General features: G+C 52.5%; 17 protein-coding genes, 1 other RNA gene, 1 pseudogene and 1 riboswitch. Of the genes and pseudogenes, 10 read left to right on the top strand and 9 right to left on the bottom strand.

Features of this window, described 5'->3' with window-relative positions:
* Positions 1-25: 25 nt before the first annotated feature.
* The 9 genes and pseudogenes from FE845_RS00485 to FE845_RS00445 all read right to left on the bottom strand — a co-directional run bounded on the left by FE845_RS00485 (position 26) and on the right by FE845_RS00445 (position 12,631).
* Complete coding sequence (locus tag FE845_RS00485) at positions 26-826, bottom strand: PEP-CTERM/exosortase system-associated acyltransferase (RefSeq protein ID WP_200360760.1); 801 nt, start codon at positions 824-826, stop codon at positions 26-28.
* 13 nt (positions 827-839) lie between these two features.
* The gene (locus FE845_RS00480; protein ID WP_200360758.1) at positions 840-2,462 is read right to left on the bottom strand and encodes an FAD-binding oxidoreductase; all 1,623 of its coding nucleotides are present in this window, start codon (positions 2,460-2,462) and stop codon (positions 840-842) included.
* Positions 2,463-2,698: 236 nt separating this feature from the next.
* On the bottom strand, positions 2,699-4,117 hold the full coding sequence (locus FE845_RS00475; protein ID WP_200360756.1) for an exosortase/archaeosortase family protein: 1,419 nt from the start codon (positions 4,115-4,117) through the stop codon (positions 2,699-2,701).
* A 130-nt stretch (positions 4,118-4,247) separates the two neighbouring features.
* Positions 4,248-4,337 (bottom strand): annotated as a pseudogene (locus FE845_RS18950) (PEP-CTERM sorting domain-containing protein); the annotation flags it as partial.
* 510 nt (positions 4,338-4,847) lie between these two features.
* Positions 4,848-4,928, bottom strand: a riboswitch (cyclic di-GMP riboswitch).
* A 190-nt stretch (positions 4,929-5,118) separates the two neighbouring features.
* Positions 5,119-7,755 (bottom strand): tetratricopeptide repeat protein, encoded by a 2,637-nt coding sequence (locus tag FE845_RS00465; RefSeq protein WP_200360754.1) that lies wholly within the window; start codon positions 7,753-7,755, stop codon positions 5,119-5,121.
* Positions 7,756-7,806: 51 nt separating this feature from the next.
* Positions 7,807-9,180, bottom strand: a complete 1,374-nt coding sequence (gene prsR, locus FE845_RS00460; RefSeq protein ID WP_200360752.1) for a PEP-CTERM-box response regulator transcription factor — start codon at positions 9,178-9,180, stop codon at positions 7,807-7,809.
* A gap of 103 nt (positions 9,181-9,283) precedes the next feature.
* Entirely contained in the window at positions 9,284-11,416 is a 2,133-nt protein-coding gene (gene prsK, locus FE845_RS00455) for an XrtA/PEP-CTERM system histidine kinase PrsK (protein WP_200360750.1), read from the bottom strand.
* A 70-nt stretch (positions 11,417-11,486) separates the two neighbouring features.
* Positions 11,487-11,714: a hypothetical protein gene (locus tag FE845_RS00450; protein WP_227713973.1), complete on the bottom strand. Its 228-nt coding sequence runs from the start codon at positions 11,712-11,714 to the stop codon at positions 11,487-11,489.
* The gene (locus tag FE845_RS00445; protein WP_200360749.1) at positions 11,711-12,631 is read right to left on the bottom strand and encodes a D-hexose-6-phosphate mutarotase; all 921 of its coding nucleotides are present in this window, start codon (positions 12,629-12,631) and stop codon (positions 11,711-11,713) included. Before FE845_RS00445 ends, FE845_RS00450 begins: the two co-directional genes overlap by 4 nt.
* 147 nt (positions 12,632-12,778) lie before the next feature.
* Between FE845_RS00445 and FE845_RS00440 the strand changes: the two genes are divergently transcribed.
* The 10 genes from FE845_RS00440 to FE845_RS00395 all read left to right on the top strand — a co-directional run bounded on the left by FE845_RS00440 (position 12,779) and on the right by FE845_RS00395 (position 21,038).
* Complete coding sequence (locus tag FE845_RS00440) at positions 12,779-13,420, top strand: 2OG-Fe(II) oxygenase (protein ID WP_227713972.1); 642 nt, start codon at positions 12,779-12,781, stop codon at positions 13,418-13,420.
* A 107-nt stretch (positions 13,421-13,527) separates the two neighbouring features.
* Positions 13,528-13,624: signal recognition particle sRNA small type (gene ffs / locus FE845_RS00435), an RNA gene on the top strand.
* Positions 13,625-13,747: 123 nt separating this feature from the next.
* Positions 13,748-15,721 carry a DNA polymerase III subunit gamma/tau gene (gene dnaX / locus FE845_RS00430; RefSeq protein ID WP_200360745.1) on the top strand — a complete coding sequence of 658 codons (1,974 nt, stop codon included), beginning with the start codon at positions 13,748-13,750 and terminating at the stop codon, positions 15,719-15,721.
* A gap of 3 nt (positions 15,722-15,724) precedes the next feature.
* Positions 15,725-16,048 (top strand): YbaB/EbfC family nucleoid-associated protein, encoded by a 324-nt coding sequence (locus FE845_RS00425; protein WP_200360743.1) that lies wholly within the window; start codon positions 15,725-15,727, stop codon positions 16,046-16,048.
* Between the two features lie 37 nt (positions 16,049-16,085).
* Complete coding sequence (recR, locus tag FE845_RS00420) at positions 16,086-16,688, top strand: recombination mediator RecR (RefSeq protein WP_200360741.1); 603 nt, start codon at positions 16,086-16,088, stop codon at positions 16,686-16,688.
* A gap of 43 nt (positions 16,689-16,731) precedes the next feature.
* Positions 16,732-17,880, top strand: coding sequence for a ribonuclease D (locus FE845_RS00415; protein WP_200360739.1), 1,149 nt, complete (start codon positions 16,732-16,734; stop codon positions 17,878-17,880).
* Positions 17,877-18,170 (top strand): YcgL domain-containing protein, encoded by a 294-nt coding sequence (locus tag FE845_RS00410; protein ID WP_200360730.1) that lies wholly within the window; start codon positions 17,877-17,879, stop codon positions 18,168-18,170. The genes FE845_RS00415 and FE845_RS00410 overlap by 4 nt, the downstream gene beginning before the upstream one ends.
* Positions 18,167-18,613, top strand: a complete 447-nt coding sequence (locus FE845_RS00405; protein ID WP_200360728.1) for a YcgN family cysteine cluster protein — start codon at positions 18,167-18,169, stop codon at positions 18,611-18,613. Before FE845_RS00410 ends, FE845_RS00405 begins: the two co-directional genes overlap by 4 nt.
* Complete coding sequence (locus FE845_RS00400) at positions 18,613-18,957, top strand: hypothetical protein (RefSeq protein ID WP_200360726.1); 345 nt, start codon at positions 18,613-18,615, stop codon at positions 18,955-18,957. Before FE845_RS00405 ends, FE845_RS00400 begins: the two co-directional genes overlap by 1 nt.
* A 32-nt stretch (positions 18,958-18,989) precedes the next feature.
* Positions 18,990-21,038, top strand: coding sequence for a vWA domain-containing protein (locus FE845_RS00395; protein WP_200360724.1), 2,049 nt, complete (start codon positions 18,990-18,992; stop codon positions 21,036-21,038).

Raw genomic sequence — 21,038 nt, 5'->3', positions numbered from 1 at the left:
GGGGGCTTTTTTGATTGTGCAGTGCTTACGCAGCCTGCACCTCATTGATCGTATGACCGTTACTAGGTTGGTCTGGTAAGTATCGTCCTGAATCGGTTATCAAAGACCAAACATCTGGCCGGCGTCTTTTTATGCCATCAAGCAGCTTGGTTGCGCTCGTGAAGGCTGGTCTGCGGCGGCCGTGGTACTCGATTATGGGGCCGACATGATCAAACTCCACGCCGCATCGTTTTAATAATCGCAGTTGCGCTGGCTCCATTACGGCCATCCAGTGAGTTATCCCGTGTTTGACCGACATTTGAAGAATAGCGGCGAACAACCCTAGGCTTATGTATGGCATGGCCCGTTTGCCATTTTCTGAGTCACAGTAGTAGGCGGTGTCGCTGATGCCTGAAACGGTTTGTTCTTCGTTGAGGCGTCGCCGAAACTCCCGGCTAACAGCCATTCTTGATATCTCGGCGATTTGGTTGCGCGGCGCATTGGCGACGGCCTGCTGCGCTGCTCGGCTCATGTGTTTAATGCAGCCTTCCATGGGGAAGTCGGCCTGCTCAGGGTTGTCGCCAGCCATCACAAGACGAACAGTGGCAACGCTATCGCCCGTTTTTTTGTGGCGAATAAGTGCGTGAACAGATCGCTCGTCGTACTCATCGTGTTCCCGCTTATCAAGAAAGCAGTCGGGGTCTTCAAAATGCCGGTCTACACAGTAAACCTGATATCTCACTTCAAAAACTTCGTTAACTACTTCTGGAGACGTCGCCAACTCAACGTGGAAGACGGAGTTGAAGATGGTGCTGACGTTTTCATTGAGTTGTTGGCCTGTTGGCATATAGAGAACCTCGTTAAAGCTCGGTACGCTTAGTACTGGGAACGTAACGCCCGGGTGCTAGGATTGAGTTTGGGTCGATGGCGGCTTTGAGTTGGCTGGAAAGCTCTGAGAACCCAAGGCTACCGTTATTGAGGATGTCCATGGCGTGGATGTTTAGGCGGTAGGGTAGAAAGCCTTCCTTTTGCCCCTCTTGGTACAGCGCGCGATAACAATCGTTCGCTCGTGTGGTCGCTTCTGCATCTTTACGATCAAAGAGCAGGGGGACAGTAGAGTCGAAACAGCGATCGTTTATTGTAGTTAGTGTTATGAGTGGGTTAATGCCGTACTGCGGGCAAACACGTTCAATCATATCGATATAGCGGCGTGCGTCTTTTCCCCGTATCGGAACCAGTGGTGCAAACCAAATGAGCCCGCAACCATCCCGTGCGGGGTTTTTGGGTTGCCCCGGTGGCGGTAAGTCGCCTGAACGCCAATACGCCAGCGCGAGTGCCACATCGTTTGGCGTACCGTGCATGATTTGCAGCGCGCCGGAGAGCGTATCCGCCATACCTCGTACTTTGGTGGCAAACTTGCCCGGCAGCAGGCGGGCGGCCTTCTGGGCCATATCAACTTTGCGTTGGTTGATGAATATAAGCCGGTCGGTAACAGGGCCAAGGAGCCGCCTTAGTGTGCGCCGAGCCGCTTTGGCCACTTCCTTTGAAGCATAAATTGCCCCCACCCCGCTCCATGCTGGTACGCCATGTCGGCGGGCTAAGTCTTCGACCACGTTTTCAGGTAGAACGCCTTCAACTGCCTTATCTTCAGGGAAGGGCGTCATCATTGAGAGCATGCGTTGGCTATTGAGAAGGTTAATGGCAACGACCGATCCGCTCAGTGCTCGTAGCACATTTCTTACGGTCGGTACCAAGGCTTCCAGTTTGGGATCGTCTTTGGTGGAAAAGAAAAAGGCCGTTACGGTTTCAGGTGCGGGCGCCAGAGCGAGGGTGATGCTCACCACCACGCCAAAATTTCCTTGGCTAAAAAGCCCGTCGAGGTAGGGGCCAAGGCCCCACTTGAACAGCCCGTCCACTTCCGCTCCACCAAGCTCGCTGAGGGGCGTTCGGTAGAGCGTGCCGTCTGGCAATATGGCTTCGATTTTTGTAACTGCCGCAAAGTGGTCGGTAATGGGGGTGATGCCGTAGCCCCGCTCAAGGGCGTTTCCAAGGAGGCTACAAGTGGGCCCTGCGCCGGTTACCGGGACTAAGTAATCGCCATCGTGGCTGTCTAAAAACTCCCTCAACGCGCCTTGGGTTACCCCCGGTTGAACCGTAACCACGCCCATTTCAGGATCAAAATCTGAAATTCCGTCGAGTTGGCTGAGATCAATAATAACGCACCCGTCTTCGGTTGGGTTGGCGCTGCCATAGCCCCAGTTATTGCCTGTGCTTACCGGATAAACGGCTACCTGCCATCTTTGCGCCACCTGAAGTATTGCCGACACTTGTTCCTTGGTTTTTGGGCGAAGCACAGCTGGAATGTGACGCTCCACTCCCATAGTAGAAGCACCGAAATCTTTTGGGCCTGCCGCGATGACGCCCGATTCACCAAGAATGGCTGCCCATTCGGCGAGTGCAGACTTTATAGAGGTACTGTCCACTGGCGCTTCCACAGTTAGTCGGTGAGTTTATTGGGCCTTTCTTTACAGCTTCCTGCCAGATTGTTCAGTAATTACACAATTATTATAGTTGAGATAACGCCTACAGCACATTTCATCTGCGAGGTAGTTCTGTGGACAATCCGAATAGATGATCGGAAACAAAACAGAGAGTTGGAGAGAAGTTAGGGAAAAATGAAGATGTAAATTTTGTTAAATAATGTTAACTGGGTGCGAGTTCAATTATGTTTGGCTTGAATCGAAGCCATTACGGTGTGCATTTTGGGGAGCAGGGTGGTGCAATCTCGAGGGCCGCAGAGTGTTTGAACGGTAACAACGGCAAACCGTGTTTCGCCTGCAAGGGTGGCGGGGATCTGGAGTAGTTTTGCGTTGCGGTAACTCCAGCTCTTTTTTGAGCCCACTCTGTACCATTGGGCCATAAGAACTCTATCTCGGCTTAGGATATTTCGATAAACACTCAGGCCGGGTTCCAGTTGGGCTTCCACGTGCCAAACTGAGGTGTCGAATTGCTTTGGTAGATAGGGTACGAGCTTCTCATCAGGGTTTGCTTTTTGGCTCTGTGCGAAGGATATCCACATAGTCCCGGACTGCCAGATCTGCTCATTTAGAGTATCCGGAAGGGCGATAGGCAGGGGAAGTTTTCCGGTTTGGGTTTGACGAAATTCCGGTGGTGTAATGGTCCATTCAGGCTTTTGGTTGGCGGTGTTTTGGATCAGCAAAAGTGCCAGTGGGCCAAGAGCTACGGCTACTGCAACCGCAAGGATACCTTTTTTGTAAAGGCGGCCATTAAGCGGGCTTTCTTTCGTAATGCGCCTTCGGACTGGGGAAAAGTACAAGGCCGGAATAATGAAGGCGCCAAAAACGACCCAGCCCATGGTTTCGTGATCTGCGAGCATCTCGCTTTGCATGTTAGTTTCGTAGGCGACGACGACCAAGATGGTGATTCGCACCCAATTTGCGATAAGCCCAAGTAAAGCGGCGACCATTAGGGTGGTTAGCCAACCGCGCCAGCGGTAGTCGTTCAGAATGGATGTCATCATGGCCAGCAAGACGGAAATTGCGAAATAGCGTATACCTGAGCACCCGTCTGCGATAATTAGGCGACCGTAGGGCAGGGTAATGCTGTTGCCTTCTATGAGAGCTGTCATGCCAAACCAGCTCACCCAGGTTCCGACAACGACGCTGGCAATTTCTACAAGCGCTGGAACTAGGTCTGCCCAAATTGGCAGTGATAGCGATAAAAGCAGTGCGTAGGGAACAAAGGTTAGTGTTCTTGGTAGTCCCAGAAGTGCCCAGGCTGTGGTGATTAACCCGACTGGAAGCAGCAGATAAGCCAGAGTATCGATGCGAACCAATTCAAGGAGTGCCCAAGCCAAGGTTGTGGCAACCAGTAGAACGGCACCCGCAAGATGATAGGGCTTCGATAGCGTATGGCGCTCGATAGCTGCAGGCGGGTGAATGATCAGCAGGCCAAGGTAAATAATAGCTGTCGCAAGGCCATGAGCGAGAACTTGCTCAAACTCAAGCCAAGCTTGTGCGAGCCGTATCCAGGTTGGGTAGAAAATTAGTAGCGCAACGACTGTGACGACTAGATAAGGTCTGGAGAGGGGTAAGTTGTTGAGTGTTTTCCTTAACATTGTTTATCCGCCAGACTACTAGCCAGTTCACTGGGTGCTGTTCACAAGATACTGCCTAAGACCTATACATAAAGCTAAAGTTCAAAACAAAAAAGCCAGCCGAAGCTGGCTTTTTTCTAACTTGCCGAGATCAAGATTTCTGACGACGACGAGCTGCACCAAGTCCTGCAAGGCCAAGGCCCAACAGTGCCAGCGTGCCTGGTTCAGGTACCGCTGTAGATGAAGACCAGCTGAAAGCTCCGCCTGCCTGGTTGGCAGTAATGTTCCAAGAGCCCAAAACTGACTCAACGCCGTCAGTTAGAGTGCCAGACCCACTAATAACAACAAGGTTGTTAGTTTCGTAGTCAACACTGGCGTTATTCAGGATGAATGACAGTGCTGTACCGTTGTTTGGGCCAACCGTCGCGGTGGCATCCCAAATAGTTTGGGGGCCTGCGAAGGGCGCATAAGTGAAATCGTAAAACTGAGCAGAATCTCCGTTCGCAAAGTAGTTTGCGAAGTCACCTGAAGTGTTATTCACGCTCGAATTGATACCAGGGTCGAAATCAAACTGATTTGTTGTTGAGTTAAAGGTGAACCCGTTTCCTGGCAGTGATGAGAAGCTGATGCCCCCCAACATGGGTACGGCGAGCGCGGCGCTTGAAATGCTGAGAAGCGCTGCACCAATAAACCCTTTCGATAGTTTGTTCATGTGTACTCCGGTTGTTTAGCTCTAATTCCATATAGTTTGCTTTGCAACCAGGCTGTCTCATTAACTTTGAGATCCTTGGCTTTCCGTCCCACCTTCACAGGTGGTTTGGCTTTTGGCCGGTACTACCCGAACCTACGGATACCTAAAGCGATTATCGTGCCATGTTTTCAAGGCTATGATTTTCATGACTAATAACTTGATTTTTTGTTGTGTGTGTAAAAAAAATCGACGGTCTTTAAGAGCGATTGCCTGAAGCTTTAATGCTTCAGGCAATTTATATATTGGAGCCCAACTGGGCGGTCGAGGTTTTCTACATGGACGTGTTAACTGCCTCAAGATGTTGTTCAATCTCAGCGTTGCCTGGGGCAAGTTCTAAGGCTTTTTCGATGGCTGCTTTTGCCTCCATATGGTTTCCTGCCAGGTGAAGAACCCAGCCATAGGTATCCAATACCGCAGGGCTGTTAGGTGCTAGTTCGCTCGCTTGTCTGGCGAGCCTCACGGCGCGCTCAGGGTTTTGGTTGCGTAGTGCCCAAGCGAGGTTGTTCAATGCTGCAACAGTATTGGGCTGCTTAGCGAGTACTTGTTCGTAGTGATTTACGGCGGCTGCTTCTTGGCCGTTAGTCAGGAGCCAGTCCGCTCTTGCTAAGTGAGCTGCAAGATTTTGTGGGGTCACGTAAACCCATTGCTTTGTCAGGTCGCCCACAGTGTCGGGAGCTTCTTCCTTCGCCAGTCCAATTAGGGACGGCACCAATTGAGTTATTTTAGTAGTTTGCCATTTTTCAGAAAGGTAGTCGTAGGCGGCTTTTGAATCTTTCTGCTGTTGTAGCAACCTTGCGCGCGAAAGAATAATGGCTGGGAGCTCTCCGTGGGTCTTCTCTACAGCATCCACTGCCGAGAAGGCGTCTTCCAGTTTTCCCTCCATTTGGGCGATTACCGCTGGCAAGAGTGCAAACCCTATGTTTTTCGGGTCTAGAGCAATGGCTTCTGCCGCTTTTGCTCGGGCTTGGGGCCATTCCTTATCGCGTATAGCAGCCTTGGTTTCGGCGAGTAACAGTTGGCCATAGGCGAGCTTCACGGGGCCGAACTCGGTGTCTTTCCATTTAGAGAGAGTTGCTCTGGCGTCTGACAACTTGCTCTGGTTTATTGCAATCAATGCTAAGAGAACGTCGCTATTACGTTCTAACTCAGGGCGAGTTTCGGCTACATTTTCTAACCAGCTTATGGTTTCAGCCAAGGTATGGTTCTGGGCGTAGACCCGGCCAGCTTGCTGCAAAGGGCGAATTACATCTGGTGTTAGCGTTGCGGCGTCAATCAGTAGGCTGACCGCCTGATCTGTTTGTCCGGATTGCGTATAAAGGCTCGCCAGTGCAACTTTAGGTTCCTGTAGTTGCGGGCTTTCGTTGACCAGCTTTTCCAGTCGCTTTGTTGCAGCCTCTGGGTTTCCTAGCTGAGTATCTACAAGGCTCGCCAGTAATACTGCGCGAGGTTCGTTCCCATACCCGTTAAGCAACGAGTCGCGAATTTCGCCAGCTTCCTGTTTTTCTCCTTGCTGGATGAGTACGCTGAGGTACGTGCCAGTGGTGGCCCAGTCTGAAGGGTTGGTTGTGAACGCCATTCGCAACTGGCCAAGTGCCTGTTCGGGGTTGTCCTTTTGTAAATAGTGTCTCGCTAGTGCCAGTCTAAAGCGTACTCGCTCGGGCTGATTGCTGATGGCTTTGCTGAGGCTGGCAATGCCTTCACTTTCGTAATCGGGAAGGCTAAGCGCCAATATGCCATGCATGGCCAACAGCTCGTTGTCGTTCGGGCGAGCCTGTATGGCACGGTCTAGCGTTTTTAGGGCGGCTTCTCTATCTCCGCTATCTATCTGGGCCATTGTGGCGGCTCGGATAAACTGGGTAGGAGTGGTTTCTGGGTCTAGATTTTCTGTAAGTAACTGCGTGCCTTCGTCAAGCTCTCCAGTACCTGCGGAAATCGCTCCGAGCAGCATGGCTGCTTGCTCGTTCTCCGGGTCTAGCTTGAGGCTGTCTCGCAGGATTGTTTTCGCTTCTTCAAAATCGCGTTCTTTTAGGGCTGCCATAACGGCTTCGCCTTGTTCACGCGCACTGGTGTTGCTGTTCTCCGCCAAGATGTGGTTATAAATCTGGGCTTCCGTAATTTTGCCCTGTTCTGTGAGCACCCGGGAGAGGGCGGACAGCACGTTTCGGCGTATGGGCAAGAAAACATCCGAGGTTGGCATTTCGCCTACCGCATCCGTGAGCGTGGCTGATGCTTGTTCCAGCTGGTTTAGCTGATACTGGGCCAGACCTTTCCAATATAGAACCTCGGGTGCCTTATCATTTTTTGTGAGCCAGTCATCGGCGGTCTCTATGGCTTGGGTGTGTTTGCCAAGATTGATTAGCGCTTTGAGAGTACCGGTTATTGCTTCAGTGTTAGAAGCATTGCTTGCCCGCAAATTATTGAATAGCGCAAGAGCCTCAGTTACTTCACCAGATCTGCGCAAGGCCTCTGCGCGAATAAGCGATGCTTCAAGCTGATCTTCCGGTGTTTCAGGGGTGTGCAGAGCGAGGGTTTCAGTTGCCGATAGGTGCTTGCCCTGTTCCACATAAGCGCGGGCTAACGTAAGAGCTACTGCTTCGGGCTTTTCCTGCATCCATGGTTCAAGAAGCTCTGAGGCGGATTTCGCTGCTCCTACCTGCAGGTATAGGTCGGCCAAGCGCACAATGTGCTCAACATTGTTGGGATCTTTTTGGATGGCGTTTTTTACTTCAAGCAGGGCGGAGCGGAATTGCCCTTGTTCGGAGTAGGTTTCTGCGCGGGTAATATGCGAGAGCGCTTCCGACGAGTCCGGGCCGTTGCTGCAACCAGAGAACAGTGGAAACGCAAGCAGCATGCTGCTTGCCAGTATCAGCCGGGGAAGTGTCTTCGTTTTTGTTTGAATTCTAATCATGTAAACCTGCTCCTTGAGCTGTTCGCGGCCATCGTGTGCTGAGAAGTTAACTTAGACTTCCGGAGCTTCTGCCGATGTGTCGATGTTATATTTGTCGGTTAGGTTGTAGAGAGTCGGACGGGTGACGCCTAGAAGCCGGGAGGCCTGTGTCATGTTGAAACCACTGGTTTGAAGCGCCTGGATAATGGCTCTACTTTCGGCTTGCTCTCGTACCTGACGGAGGTTGAGATGGCTTGCACCGGGCTGGTCGCACTCGGGCAGCTCTAGATCCTCACTGGTTATGCGTTTGCCATCCGCCATGATGGTGGCCCGTTTCACTTTGTTGATCATTTCGCGCACGTTGCCGGGCCAGGAATAGCTGCTGATGGCGTTAACAGCATCTTCCGAGAATGTAAGGTTTTGCCGGTCCATCTGCTTGCCGAGGGATTTTAGTAGCGATTGGGCAATAACCAGCGCATCGCCGTCGCGCTCCCTTAGGGCGGGTACGTCGAGGGTGATTTCGCTGATTCGGTAATACAGGTCCTCTCTAAAGTCGCCGTTCTCAATCAGTTGCGCGAGTTTTTGGTGTGTTGCGCACACTACCCGAACATCCACGGGGATGGGTTTGACCGATCCCACTCGGTCGACAACCCGCTCTTGCAGAAAACGCAGCAGTTTGGATTGCAACGCCATTGGCATGTCGCCAATTTCATCAAGGAACAGAGTGCCGCCGTTGGCGCTTTCAATTTTGCCCTTTTTGGCTTGTGTGGCGCCGGTGAATGCCCCTTTCTCGAACCCGAAAAGCTCGCTTTCAAGCAGGTTTTCGGGGATAGCAGCGCAATTTATGGCTGCGAAAGCATTGCCGGCTCTGGGGCTAAGATCGTGCAAGGCGCGGGCGAGAAGTTCTTTTCCTGTGCCGGTTTCGCCAATGATAAGTGTGGTTACGTCAGTAGGTGCAACTTTCTCCAGCGTGCGACAAACACCCATCATTTGCGGGCTGGCAGCGATTATGCCTTTGATGTTGGTGCCGTTGCTTTGTTGAGAAAGTTTTTGATTTTCCTGTTCAAGCTCAGCCAAACGAAAGGCTCTGTTGACCACAAACTTTAGAATGTCTGCGTCCAGAGGCTTTTGATAAAAGTCGGAAGCGCCCATGCCTACCGCTATCACGGCGTTTTCTTTATCTTCTCGGCCGGTTACAACAATCACCTTGGTTGACGGTGCAAGCCGAAGAATTTCTTCTAATAGCGCAAAACCTTCAGTTGCACCGCCGGGGTCGGGGGGTAGGCCAAGATCCAGCGTTACTACATGGGGTTCTTCCCGCCGCAGCGCAGTGAGGGCGGCTTCTCGGTCTGACGCAACCGTAACGTCCAGATCGTCGCTGAAACACCAGCGCATCTGGCTTTGCAGGCCGGGATCGTCTTCTACTATTAAGAGTCGTCTAGTCACAGCAGCAACAAGTCCTTTGTTTCGGTGTTCCAAGTATATTCAATTCTTAACTGAACATTGACACTTTGCAATGATCGATTTGTTCAGAGGTTTGAAATGTCGGTTAATTGACGGGTTCCGGTGGGTTTGGCAAGTCGACAATTAAGTGTTTATTGGTTTGGTTACCGTGAGCCGATGTTTCCGCTAGCGGTATCCGTACAGAAAAACAGGAGCCTACGCCAGGTTCGCTCGTGGCATCGATGGTTCCACCCAGCTTCTGTAAATATTCGCGGGCCTGATATGCGCCAATCCCCATGCCAGTAAGCCCTTTGGTGCTTTCGAAGGGCTTGAACAGTCGATTGCTAATAAAATCTTCACTCATCCCACAACCTGAGTCTTGAATAAACAGTACAACATTGCCTGTGGCAATCTTTAGGGAAAGGTTGACCTCGCCATCGGGTGGTGTGGCGTCTTGGGCGTTTTGTATGAGGTGGCCCAAAACACTTTTTAGTTGCACTGGGTCGGCCTTTACGATTATTCGTGGCTGGGCGCCTTCGAGCTTCGGTGGCGGGTTTCGTTTGCTGTAATGCTCAATAAGCCCGCTTACAAGGTTGGTTAGGTCCAGCTTCTGGGTGTTATCCATGCTGTCTTGTGCTGGTTTGCGAATATGGTCTACAAGGTTGGTCATCTTGCGCACGGCGTGGTCTGTGGTGCTGATCATGTCATCAATAAAGGCCGGGTTGCTCTTGTGCTTTTCAGCGTTGTTTACCAGCAGCGACAATTGTGCGATCACCGTTTTGAGGTCATGCACCATAAATGCGGAGGCTTTGCTGACGGCTTCGAATTGCATGGCTCGAGATAGCCTATTCTGTGCATCAGCCTGTGCCAGCAGGTTGCATGTTTGCCGCGCCACGACTTTGATTAGGTCGAAGTTCTCCCAGTTTAGATCCACTCTTGCATAGGGGTGGCCGATAACCGCGATGCCATAGAGTTCGTTGCTTAGGTACAGCGGAATAATCAACCAGGCATCCGGGGCTTTGGCGATGGCGTCTGGTATTTCCAGTAAGTCGTAGCTTACCGGGTCTTCTTTGTAGTCATCGAGGTTTACAATCCATTCTTTCTGGGCAAAAAAGCGCACCAGCTCTGCGTCCTGGTCGATGCTGGTGTATCGCGGGGTGGCAAAATTAGTGGACTCCTTTAACGTGTAGGGCCCCAGCTCGCTTTTGAGAAAGATTGCGCCTGCATTGCTTTCGACCAAATCAGAAAGAATTCGGATTGCCCGCTTGGGGAGAGGGGGCTCGTCACTAAGGTCTGCCAGTTCTTTCGTTAGTTTTAGCCATTCTTCCCTGTAATCGTATTTATAGTCGAAGAAGTTCTGGCTGATTAGAACCATGAGTTTGGCGCGGATGCGCTGGGAGAACATCAGTGTTGTGAGAAATACCAGCGCAACGGTCGATAGTAGTACTTGCAGGGCTTCCCCCCAGCTGCCGCCGAGTATGCGAACGTAATAGCCACTTACAGAAAGCAGTAGCAGGTATGCGCCTGCCATTATCAGCGTGCTGGCGTGGAACACCGCCGAGCGTGATAGCTGAAAATCGATGGGTTGTTTGCGGGTGTTAACAACATTTACTGCGAACAGTGGCATCAATGCCGCGTTAACAAATCCCCGTGCGTTCCAGAACGAATCGGCGATTGAGCCGAACAGCAGTGCGTCGGCGTACATGAAAAAATCAAAAATAAAGATTGTAGCGGTGCCAATGCACAGGTATTTCATGCTGGAGCGGCCAAAGGTGGGCGCGTTCCGCCAAATCTGTTCTGCTAAAGAAATGCCGAGAAGTGAGAGGGCAATCTGGCCTATGAGCTTGGTTTTTCCGTTTACCAATGCGAAGTCAAAAATAAACTCTAGGCTGCCAAGCGCAAGTAAGGTGACAATCAGAACGGCTGTTGCTATGCCAAGAAATTTTTTGATTTTGCCGCTAAGGAGCCCCTGCCGGAAGGTGTCTCGCAGCATAGCGAAAAGCAGGAGAATCCAAGATGTGTCGCGAAGAATCTCAAGCAAGTAGCGAACAAAAAATCCGGGTTGCCCCCAAATGCTTTGGGTAACCAGAGTGGATGCCCACAGCATACTCACAACGGCCGCTAGAAACAGGGCCCGGTCGATATCACGCCTTAGGTAGCGAGTACCTACAAGCACTGCGAGTATTGCGAACACCACGGCCGCCGCGCCGTGGCTTATCACGCTTAGATCTGGAAGCATGCAACCTGCCTATTCCATGGATAGGTATAGTTTGAGGTGGCCAGCGGTTCTGTGCAACTACCGGATGCAGCTAAAGCTCAGCTATGGGCGAGAATCCGGCCATCACCGGCGCGAGAGGGCTGTAGAGTAACTTGCCCATGGTGTTGCGCACACTCGGGCCCACAATATTGCAAGGGCGCAGAATGCTGATGTTCAGCTCCGGGTAGCGCCATAAATAGATGCTTGCCAGATTTTCGAGTTCTACCGAGTCAATCAGGTCTGCGCTCAGGCCAGCGCTCTTGTGTGTAGCCAGTCTCAACCGCGCCCGATAAGTACTCCGAGTGTGTGGCTTTGCCCCTCATTAAGCACAAGGTAATCGCTGGCGGCATTGGCAGTTTCGACACACAGCATTGTCTGCCAGGCAGTGTCGGGAAAATCGCTCAAGGTTTTAGCTTTGTCGGGGCCGGGGTTCCACACGACTGTGGAGTCGCTCCCCACAGAAGTCAGTTTGCGGGAGGATTCGGGTGCGACTACTACCATCGGTTCGCCGTTTTCGTAGATTCGATCGGTTTCGCCCTCAAAATACACCGGGCCGTCTTGGGCGCAGTATTCCCAGTTTTTTAGGGTGTCGATGTAATTGCTGTGGCCTAAACCTAATACCCTTGAGCGGGTAATGTCAGTAGTTGGCAGGTAGGTATGTAGCGCCTGACTAAAGGAGAGTGGTTCGCTACCTAGGTTTGTGGTGGTGAGGGCAAGCTGGCAGCCGCGCACAGAAAAGCTGAACGTGAGTAGGGCTAGTGCGTGACCACTCCAAACGTTCGTAAAATCCCTGTTGGCCTCCAGAGACAGCGCTATTTCGACCTCATGGGCGCTTTCATTTACGCTTTCCAGTTTCCAAAGCGCCGTTCGTGCAAATCCATGGGCGCCTTTAGTCTTTACTCGTTTGCGAACTTCTGGCGCGTTCCGTTCAGGGTCGCCGAACCAAGGCCAGCATATTGGGATGCCGCCGCGTATGGGTCGGCCGGGTTCGAAGCGAGCGTTTGGGCTTAGCCACAGCCAGTTGGGTTCATTTTTGGGAACAAACTGGGTGAGGTGCGCGCCTTGCAAAAATACGGTGGCCTCGAACAGTGGGTGATGAACCTCCAGTGCTTCGAGCTGCCCGATGGTTTTCCAGCGAGTAAAAGACCATTGTCCCGGAGATAGAGGTGAGAGTGGCTTGTTGCTGCTTTCAGACATAGATCGCGGTTCCAGGCTTAGGTGCATCTGCTTACTCAAAGAGTAAATCAAAACGGTGTTGTGGGCGACTGCTGACCATACAATAGGCGCGGCTGCCTTACAGGCAGCGTTTTCGAGTCTGGTATGTTGTATTTATAAGGAATGTCATTGGATAAAACGGCGTGGTTTGATGAACTTGCTTGGGGGCTCAGTGAATGGGGCTGGATGAGCTTTGATATTACGCCTTGGCTGGGATCGGAGCTTTTACACTCTCTACAGAGTGAGATTGTTGTGCTTGATGAAAACGATGCACTCAAAAGAGCGGGTGTCGGGCGGGGTAGTGCTCCCATTCAGGATCGCTCAGTTCGCCGCGACAAAATTGCCTGGCTGCAGGGCACGTCGTCGCCTCAGGTTGCACTGTTCGGCTTTCTTGAAAGCCTGCGAGAAGAATTGAATCGGCGCTTGTTTCTGGGCTTAAAGCGTTTTGAAGCACATTACGCAACTTACCATCCTGGTGACTTTTATAGGGCCCATGTGGACAGCTTTCAGGGTCGAGCTTCGCGCATCGTAAGCTTGGTGCTCTATCTGAATGATGACTGGCAGGCTTTGGATGGTGGAGCGCTTCGAATATTTAATAGAGAAAACGAAAATGAGGTGTGCGGGCTCGTATTGCCGGAAATGGGCAGGGTTGCACTGTTTATGAGCGAAGAAATTCGCCATGAGGTTCTTGAAGCCCATCGAACCCGCTACAGCCTTGCATGCTGGTTTCGGCAGGATGTTATTCCGCTGCCGTTATCTGCTCTTATCTAGCGCCAAAACGTTGGGTGCCAGGATTTGCCGTTGTAGTCCGCAAACCCTTTTGTTAATATTCGCGCCGCTTTCAGGGAGTTTGTACTGAAACGCCGTTATGGTGGCTCCATTGGTGCCTCCGCAACATGAAACCGTGAACCCGGTCAGGCCCGGAAGGGAGCAGCCGCAGCGGTGGAATTGTGTGCCGGAGTGTCGCTGGTGGGGCCACCCCCAGAATTTCCTTATCGATAGCCCCCATTTTAAGCTCTGCTCCTCGCCCCTTATAACTTCTTATAACTCCCTGTCCATGCTAAAGTTGCAGGCGTTTTTCTCAGCATTTGGCGGATCATGAGCTATCAGGTACTTGCCCGTAAATGGCGCCCTCGCACCTTTGAAGATATGGTGGGGCAGGAACACGTTCTTCAGGCGTTGATTCACGCTCTGGAAAACCAGCGCCTGCATCACGCTTATCTGTTTACCGGCACCCGGGGCGTGGGTAAAACCACCATTGGGCGTTTGCTGGCCCGCTGTCTTAATTGTGAAACCGGTATTACGCCACGGCCCTGTGGCACTTGCTCCAGTTGTGTGGAAATTCAGGAGGGCCGGTTTGTCGATCTGATTGAAATCGATGCGGCATCCCGCACTGGCGTGGACGACATGCGTGAATTGACGGATAACGTTCAGTACGCGCCCAGCCGTGGCCGCTATAAGGTGTACCTCATCGACGAGGTGCATATGCTTACCAATCAGTCGTTTAACGCATTTCTCAAGACTCTTGAGGAACCGCCAGAGCACGTGAAGTTCTTGCTGGCCACCACAGACCCCCAGAAGTTACCCGTAACGGTTCTATCACGCTGTTTGCAGTTCAATCTCAAGCGTATGACGCCTGAGCATGTTGCCGGGCACCTCACGAACGTTCTTACTGCTGAAAATATTCCTTTTGAGGAGCCTGCGCTTTGGCTGCTGGCTCGCGCTGCCGACGGCAGTATGCGGGACGCCCTGAGCCTTACAGATCAGGCTATTGCGTTCGGTAACCAGAAGCTTTCTGCCAGCGATGTCAGCAGCATGCTGGGTACGATTGATCAACGGGATATTGAGCGGATAGTTAATGCGTTGGTAGAGCGGGACGGCCCATCCTTGCTGGCGGAAATAAGCCGTATCTCGGATTTTGCGCCGGATTACAGCATTATACTTGCGGATCTTCTGTCGCTGTTCCATAGAGTCACCATGGAACAAGTGGTTCCGGGTAGTGCCGACAATGCACTCGGAGATGCCGCGCAAGTTCAGTCGCTGGCCCGCAAACTCAGTGCGGAAGATGCCCAGCTGTTCTATCAGGCAGCACTTATAGGCCGCAAAGATTTGGCGATTACGCCCGATGCCCGCATGGGGTTCGAGATGACACTGCTGCGCATGCTGGCTTTTCGTCCCGGCTCTGATCGCCGCGCACCACCGGCCGTGAGTACTGAGGGTTCTGGAGCCGAGGGAGAATCCCGCGATGAACCTGAGCCTGCGCCGACTGCAACACAGCCATCACAGGCTGCTAGCGCCTTACCGGCTGAAACAAAACCAGAGCTAAAGCCAGAGCCGAAGCCTGAACCTGAGCTAAAGCCAGAGCCTGAATTAGCTCAGAGTGAGCAGGCACCTGTTCAAGCTGAGCCGCAGGGCTACGCGGATGCACCAATAGATGATGCCTGGTTGGCCAGCCTTGATGCCCAAGCGGAGTCGCAGCCAGATTACTCCGAGCCCGAGCCCGAGCCCGAGCCCGAGCCCGTCGCGAACACCACGGCCAGCTCGGGTCCCGAGGTGGCGCGGGCGACAGGAGAAGCGCCACAGGCAGAGATAGCTGCTGAGCCAGCTCCAACCCCAACAGAAGTTCCAGCAGACCAGGTTGAGGATGTCCCGGCGCCGGTTGTAGATGGAGAGTTCGTCTGGGAGCGGGATTTTCGCAGCCTTGGAATTATCGGCATGCCGGGTAATCTGGCCAGCCATGGTGCTATGTCTCGCGCCGACGACACCATCACGCTGTTAATCGACGAAGGCCATGCCCGTTTGTTGAACGACAGACACGAAGAAAAAATTGTGGCTGCCTTGAGAAATCGCTTTGGCGACGCCATTCAGTTAAAGATAGAGCAGGGTGATCCCGGCCCCAACACGCCAGCCGCTTATGAAGAGCGCCAGCGCAAAATACGCCAAAGCGCGGCGGAGGACTCTATTCGCAATGATCCATTTGTACGATCGATTGTGGAACGGTTTGAGGCGCGGGTAGTCGAAGACAGTATTAAGCCGATAAGCGATCGTCCAACACAGACAAGTAGGAGATAACAAATGCTGAACGATATGGGCGGGCTGATGAAAAAGGCCCAAAAGATGCAGGAAGAAATGCAGAAAGCTCAGGAAGAGGCGGCAAAAGCGGAAATTGTCGGTGAATCCGGCGCTGGCATGGTAAAAGTCACCATGAATGGTCGCCACGATGTTCGCAGGGTAGAGATCGATCCATCTTTGATGACAGAAGAAAAAGATGTTTTGGAAGACTTGCTGGCTGCGGCTGTTAACGATGCCGTGCGCAGGGTGGAGGCCAATCAGAAAGATGCAATGTCGGGCATGATGTCTGGTTTGGGTATGCCGCCCGGCTTCAAGATGCCTTTTTAAAGTTAGTTCCTAACCTGCTGTTTGAAGAGGATGTTTCATGGCGTTCAGCCCGCTGGTTGATGAACTCGTTGAATCCCTCCGGTGTTTGCCGGGTGTGGGCCAGAAGACCGCCCAACGCATGGCCTTTCACCTGCTTGAACGCGCCCGTTCCGGTGGTACCCGGCTTTCGGATGCGTTGAGTAATGCCATGGAGGGGGTTCGTCGTTGCGAGAGTTGCCAGAACTTTTCCGACACCGAAGTGTGTGGAATTTGTGAGAACCCTGTTCGCAGCAACGGTACGCTCTGCGTAGTAGAGAGCCCGTCGGATTTGTTGGCTATTGAACAGGCGGGCGATTACAAAGGCAGTTATTTTGTTTTGATGGGGCATCTGTCACCTATTGATGGCGTTGGCCCCGATGAAATCGGTATCGAACGGCTCTTGCGCCGGGTGCGCTCAGAAGGTGTTACCGAGCTTATTCTTGCGACCAACCCTACGGTCGAAGGCGAAGCAACGGCCCATTATATTTCTGACCGGCTCGACGGCTCCGATATTCTCATCACGCGGCTTGCCCACGGCATACCAGTGGGCGGCGAGCTTGGATACGTTGACGGCTTTACTCTCACCCATGCGTTCCGCGGCAGAAAACCCCTGCTTGATTGATTCCGCATCGGCGCCTAGACGGCGCTTTTAACTGGCTTTTTCTATGACACTTCCTCTTACCGCTATTGATGTGCCTCCGGCCCCTGAAACCATTGAGTGGATTACCCAGCCGGAGGCGCTAAACCAATGGCTGGACAGCGCTCCGGGGGTTCCCCTTGTTCTTGATACAGAGTTTGAGCGGGTAAATACCTTCTATCCCATCGCGGGGCTGGTTCAGCTTGGCCTCGGAAACCGTTTTTGCCTTGTGGATCCCAATGTGGCGGAACAGTCTTCCCGCTTCCGGGAGGTTCTTGCCGACCCGGCAGTAACGAAGCTGCTGTATGCCATGAGTGAAGACCTTGAGCTGTTTCGTGACTGGCTCAACATTAAACCCAAAGGTGTTATAGATTTACAAATTGGCGCTGCCTTAGCGGGAGCTGGCTTCTCCGTAGGTTACGCTCGGCTTGTGGAGACACTGTTCGGTGAGGTATTGGACAAGTCTGTTACCCGCTCTGACTGGATATCCCGCCCTTTGAGCGATGCCCAGCAGCGCTATGCGATAGAAGACATACGCTTTCTTGAGCCCATGTATCAGTGGGTTGCGGCACATCTGAAAGAGCGGGGGCTTGAAGCGGCGCTTGTGGAGGAGTCCACCCGCTTTGCCGATGAGCTCGCAGGGCAGGACGACCCGCACCATCATTACCTTCGCCTGCGTGGTGGCTGGGCTTTAACCGCTCAACAGCAGCTTGTTCTCAAAAATTTGGTGGTCTGGCGCGAGCTCGAAAGCAGAGAGCGTGACCGCCCCCGGGGCAGGGTGTTGGCAGATCCTCTGCTTATTGCCATTGCAGATCGGCTACCGCAGTCCCTCAATGACCTGTCTAATATTCAGGGTGTTCCGGGTGGCGTAGTTCGGCGTTACGGCGAAACCTTGCTGAAGCTTGTTGCAGAGGGGCGCAACGCCGATACTTCTGGCCTAGAACGCATTGCGCCACCATTGAGCCGGGACCAGCAGGTATACTTTAAAAACTTGAAGCGATTTTTTAAAAGTGCGGCAGAAGCTGCTGATATCCCTATAGAATTACTCGCTCCAAGAAAGCGTTTGGAGAAAGTGGTACAAGACAAAAGCTTGGCTGACAGCCCATTTTTCCATGGCTGGCGCACGAGAATTCTCGCGCCGGTAATGAACGATATCGAGGATTATCTGCAATCATGAAAGATCGGGAATTTGTGTCTGTTTTCCGAAGCAGCAAAAAAAGCGATACCTATATCTTTGTTCGCCGCGGGCAAAAGTGGGAAGAGTTGCCTGAAAGCCTTCGAGGGATTTTTGGTAACCCGATTCACTCCATGGACCTTGTTATGACGCCGGAGCGCAAGCTGGCCAGAACAACCGGTGAGCAGGTACTTAACGCCCTAGCTGAAAAAGATTTCTTTTTGCAGATGCCGGAAGAGCAAGACTCTTATGTCGTCGATTTTCGTACCAAGCCGGGGCTGAGAAACTCATGATTGCGCAAATCCCGTTCTGGCAGCGCAAGCGCCTGAGCGAGATGACGCAACAAGAGTGGGAATCGCTGTGTGACGGTTGCGGAAAATGCTGCCTGAACAAACTCGAAGATGAAGACACAGGCGAGGTTTACCATACTGATTTGGTTTGCCGTTTTATGGACGAAAATACCTGCCAGTGTACGATTTATTCCGAGCGGCTTGAGAAAGTACCGGGCTGTACAGTGCTGACACCGGGTACGGTGAACGATTACCATTGGCTACCGCACACCTGCGCATACCGTACGTTGGCAGAGGGCAGGCCCCTTGCCGATTGGCATCCTCTGCGCAGCGGGAACCCGAACACGGTTCACGAGGCCGGTGTATCCATACGCCACAAAGTTATCCGTGAGGACAAAGTGGCGGAAGAAAATTGGGAAGAACACATCATTCACTGGGTTCTGTAATGATCGATACTGACGCACAAATTGCTTACGGCATCTTCTGGGCCGCTTACGCTATCGCTTTCGTTGTGTTTTTTTACATGATGAAAAAGCTGTTCCGGTTTTTGCCGTTGTACGGCTTGCGTACCCTTCTCCTCGCCGCGTTAGTAGCTTTACTGCTAACGCCCGTAGAGTCCCCTGAACTGGCAGGCTGGTGGATACCCGCTTGGCTTTTTGGCGGTTATGAGCAAATTCTGGGTGACGCAGATAACGCAGGCAGAGCATGGCTGAATCTTAGTATCGGGGGGCTTGTTATGCTCTTGGTTTGGATTCTGGACATGGTCCGTTACCGTTTGTCCCGGCGCTGAGACAACCCACTTAATTTCGTCTGAGAACAATAATGCAAAGATCCTTTACGCTGGTTTTTTTCATTGCTTTATTACTGCCTGTAACGCTTTGGGCTCAGGAATCCGCACCCCTGACACTGCCGGAAAGCCCAGATGTACGCATCATTGTGGACATTTCGGGGTCAATGAAAGAAACCGACCCGAATAACCTACGGCAGCCTGCTGTTAGATTGTTAGCAAGGGTGATTCCTGAAGGCAGTACTGCGGGCGTTTGGACCTTCGGGCAATACGTGAACATGCTGGTACCCCACGGTGAAGTGACGGATGCGTGGCGCGACACCGCGATTGAACGTTCACAAAAAATAAACTCTGTAGCCCTGCGTACAAACCTTGGTAAGGCTATCGAAGTCGCCAGTGATGATTTTGTAACCGGTGGCACCCTTGAGAACACCCATTTCATTCTGCTGACCGACGGCAAGGTAGATATATCAAACAGCGCTGATGTCAATCAGGCCGAAGAGAAGCGAATTCTTGGCGGTGTTCTCGATGCGCTGGTTGCAAAAGGTGCCACTTTCCATCCAGTTGCCTTGTCAGAACAGGCGGATGCCGGGTTCCTCAAGACTCTTGCCACAAAATCACAGGGTAGCTTCCGGGTTGCAGACACGGCAGAGTCTCTTAATCTTGCTTTTCTTGATGCTCTGAATACTGCTGCCCCGCAGGAGCAGATTCCTATTGAAGGCAATGCCTTCACTGTGGATGCCGGAGTCAACGAATTTACCGCATTGGTATTCCGTGGCGCGGCCACAGAGGGTGAGGAAGCTGAAACTGCAGAACTCCAGCTGGTTCGACCTGATGGAAAAACCCTACAGCACTCAGGCCAACCGGACAACGTTCGCTGGGCAAGGGAAGCAGCCTATGACCTCATAACCATCAAACAACCCCTTGCTGGGGAGTGGCGCGTTAAAGGTGAGCTTGGCGAAGGTAGTCGCGTTACGGTTGTCAGCGATTTGAGAATGGTGGTTGCGCCGATACCTGCAACGTTTACGGCTGAGACTCCCGTGGATGTCCGCGTGGCTTTCTTCGAAAAAGAAGAGAAAGTAACCAATTCTGAATTTCTCAACGTAATGAGTGTGACTCTTAGCCTGACTTCTGAAGGCGGTCGTAGCGGCAGCAAGACGTTATCTGGGGATCAGCCACCTGCGGATGGTGAGTACTCGGATTCCATCAGCAAGTTGCCGGTTGCAGGTTTGTACCGGATAGACGTTGTTGCCGATGGTAAAACGTTCGCACGCAAATTTACCGCCACAACCGAATTTCTAGTGCCTGAGGGTATGGTTGAGCCGAGCCTTGAGTCGCCTATTGACGTAAGTATGGCCGAGACGGCTGAGCAGGCGCCGCCAGAATCCGAGCCGGAGCCGACTGTTGAATTGGAGCCAGCACCTGAGCAGGAGCCAACAGTAGAGCCAGAGCCTGCGATTGAGCCTGAACCTGAAGCGCCGGAGGCTTCGGCTACACCAGAGCTAGAGGAAACTCCAGAAGAGCCGGCAGCTCTGCCCGTACCCTTATGGATGATCGGCGCGGGAGCAGGGGCGTTAGTGCTTTTTGCATTGATTGTATTCTTGCTTATACGCAAGCGTCGTAATGCTGCAACTGCAGAAGAAACATCGCAGGAAGACGCGGAAAGTCTGGACGAACTGCAACAGGCAATGGCAGATATTGAAGCAGAAGCGCCTGTTGTAATGCCTGAACCCGAACCAGAATTACAGCCAGAGCCAGAGCCAGAGCCAGAGCCAGAGCCAGAGCCAGAGCCAGAGCCAGAGCCAGAGCCAGAGCCAGAGCCAGAGCCAGAGCCAGAGCCAGAGCCAGAACCCGTGCTGGAACCAGAACCGGTTTTGCAGCCGGAACCTGAGCCAGAAGAAGAGAATATACCCGTTGCTGATACAGTGGTTGAGCCGGAAGAGGACATCCCAGAGCTAACCGAGCAGACGGAAGACGACGATGAAGAAGAGTTCGGCCTAGATGATTTTGACCTATCCGAATTCGACGATTTACCCGATTACGACGATCCGGATAAGAAACCGGATGATGAACAGAAAAAGTAA

The sequence above is a fragment of the Marinobacter sp. 1-4A genome (assembly GCF_016597725.1).
In the GTDB taxonomy this organism is placed as follows: Bacteria; Pseudomonadota; Gammaproteobacteria; order Pseudomonadales; family Oleiphilaceae; genus Marinobacter.
Note: the sequence above shows the minus strand (reverse complement) of the source record. Positions and strands in the feature narration are given on the sequence as shown.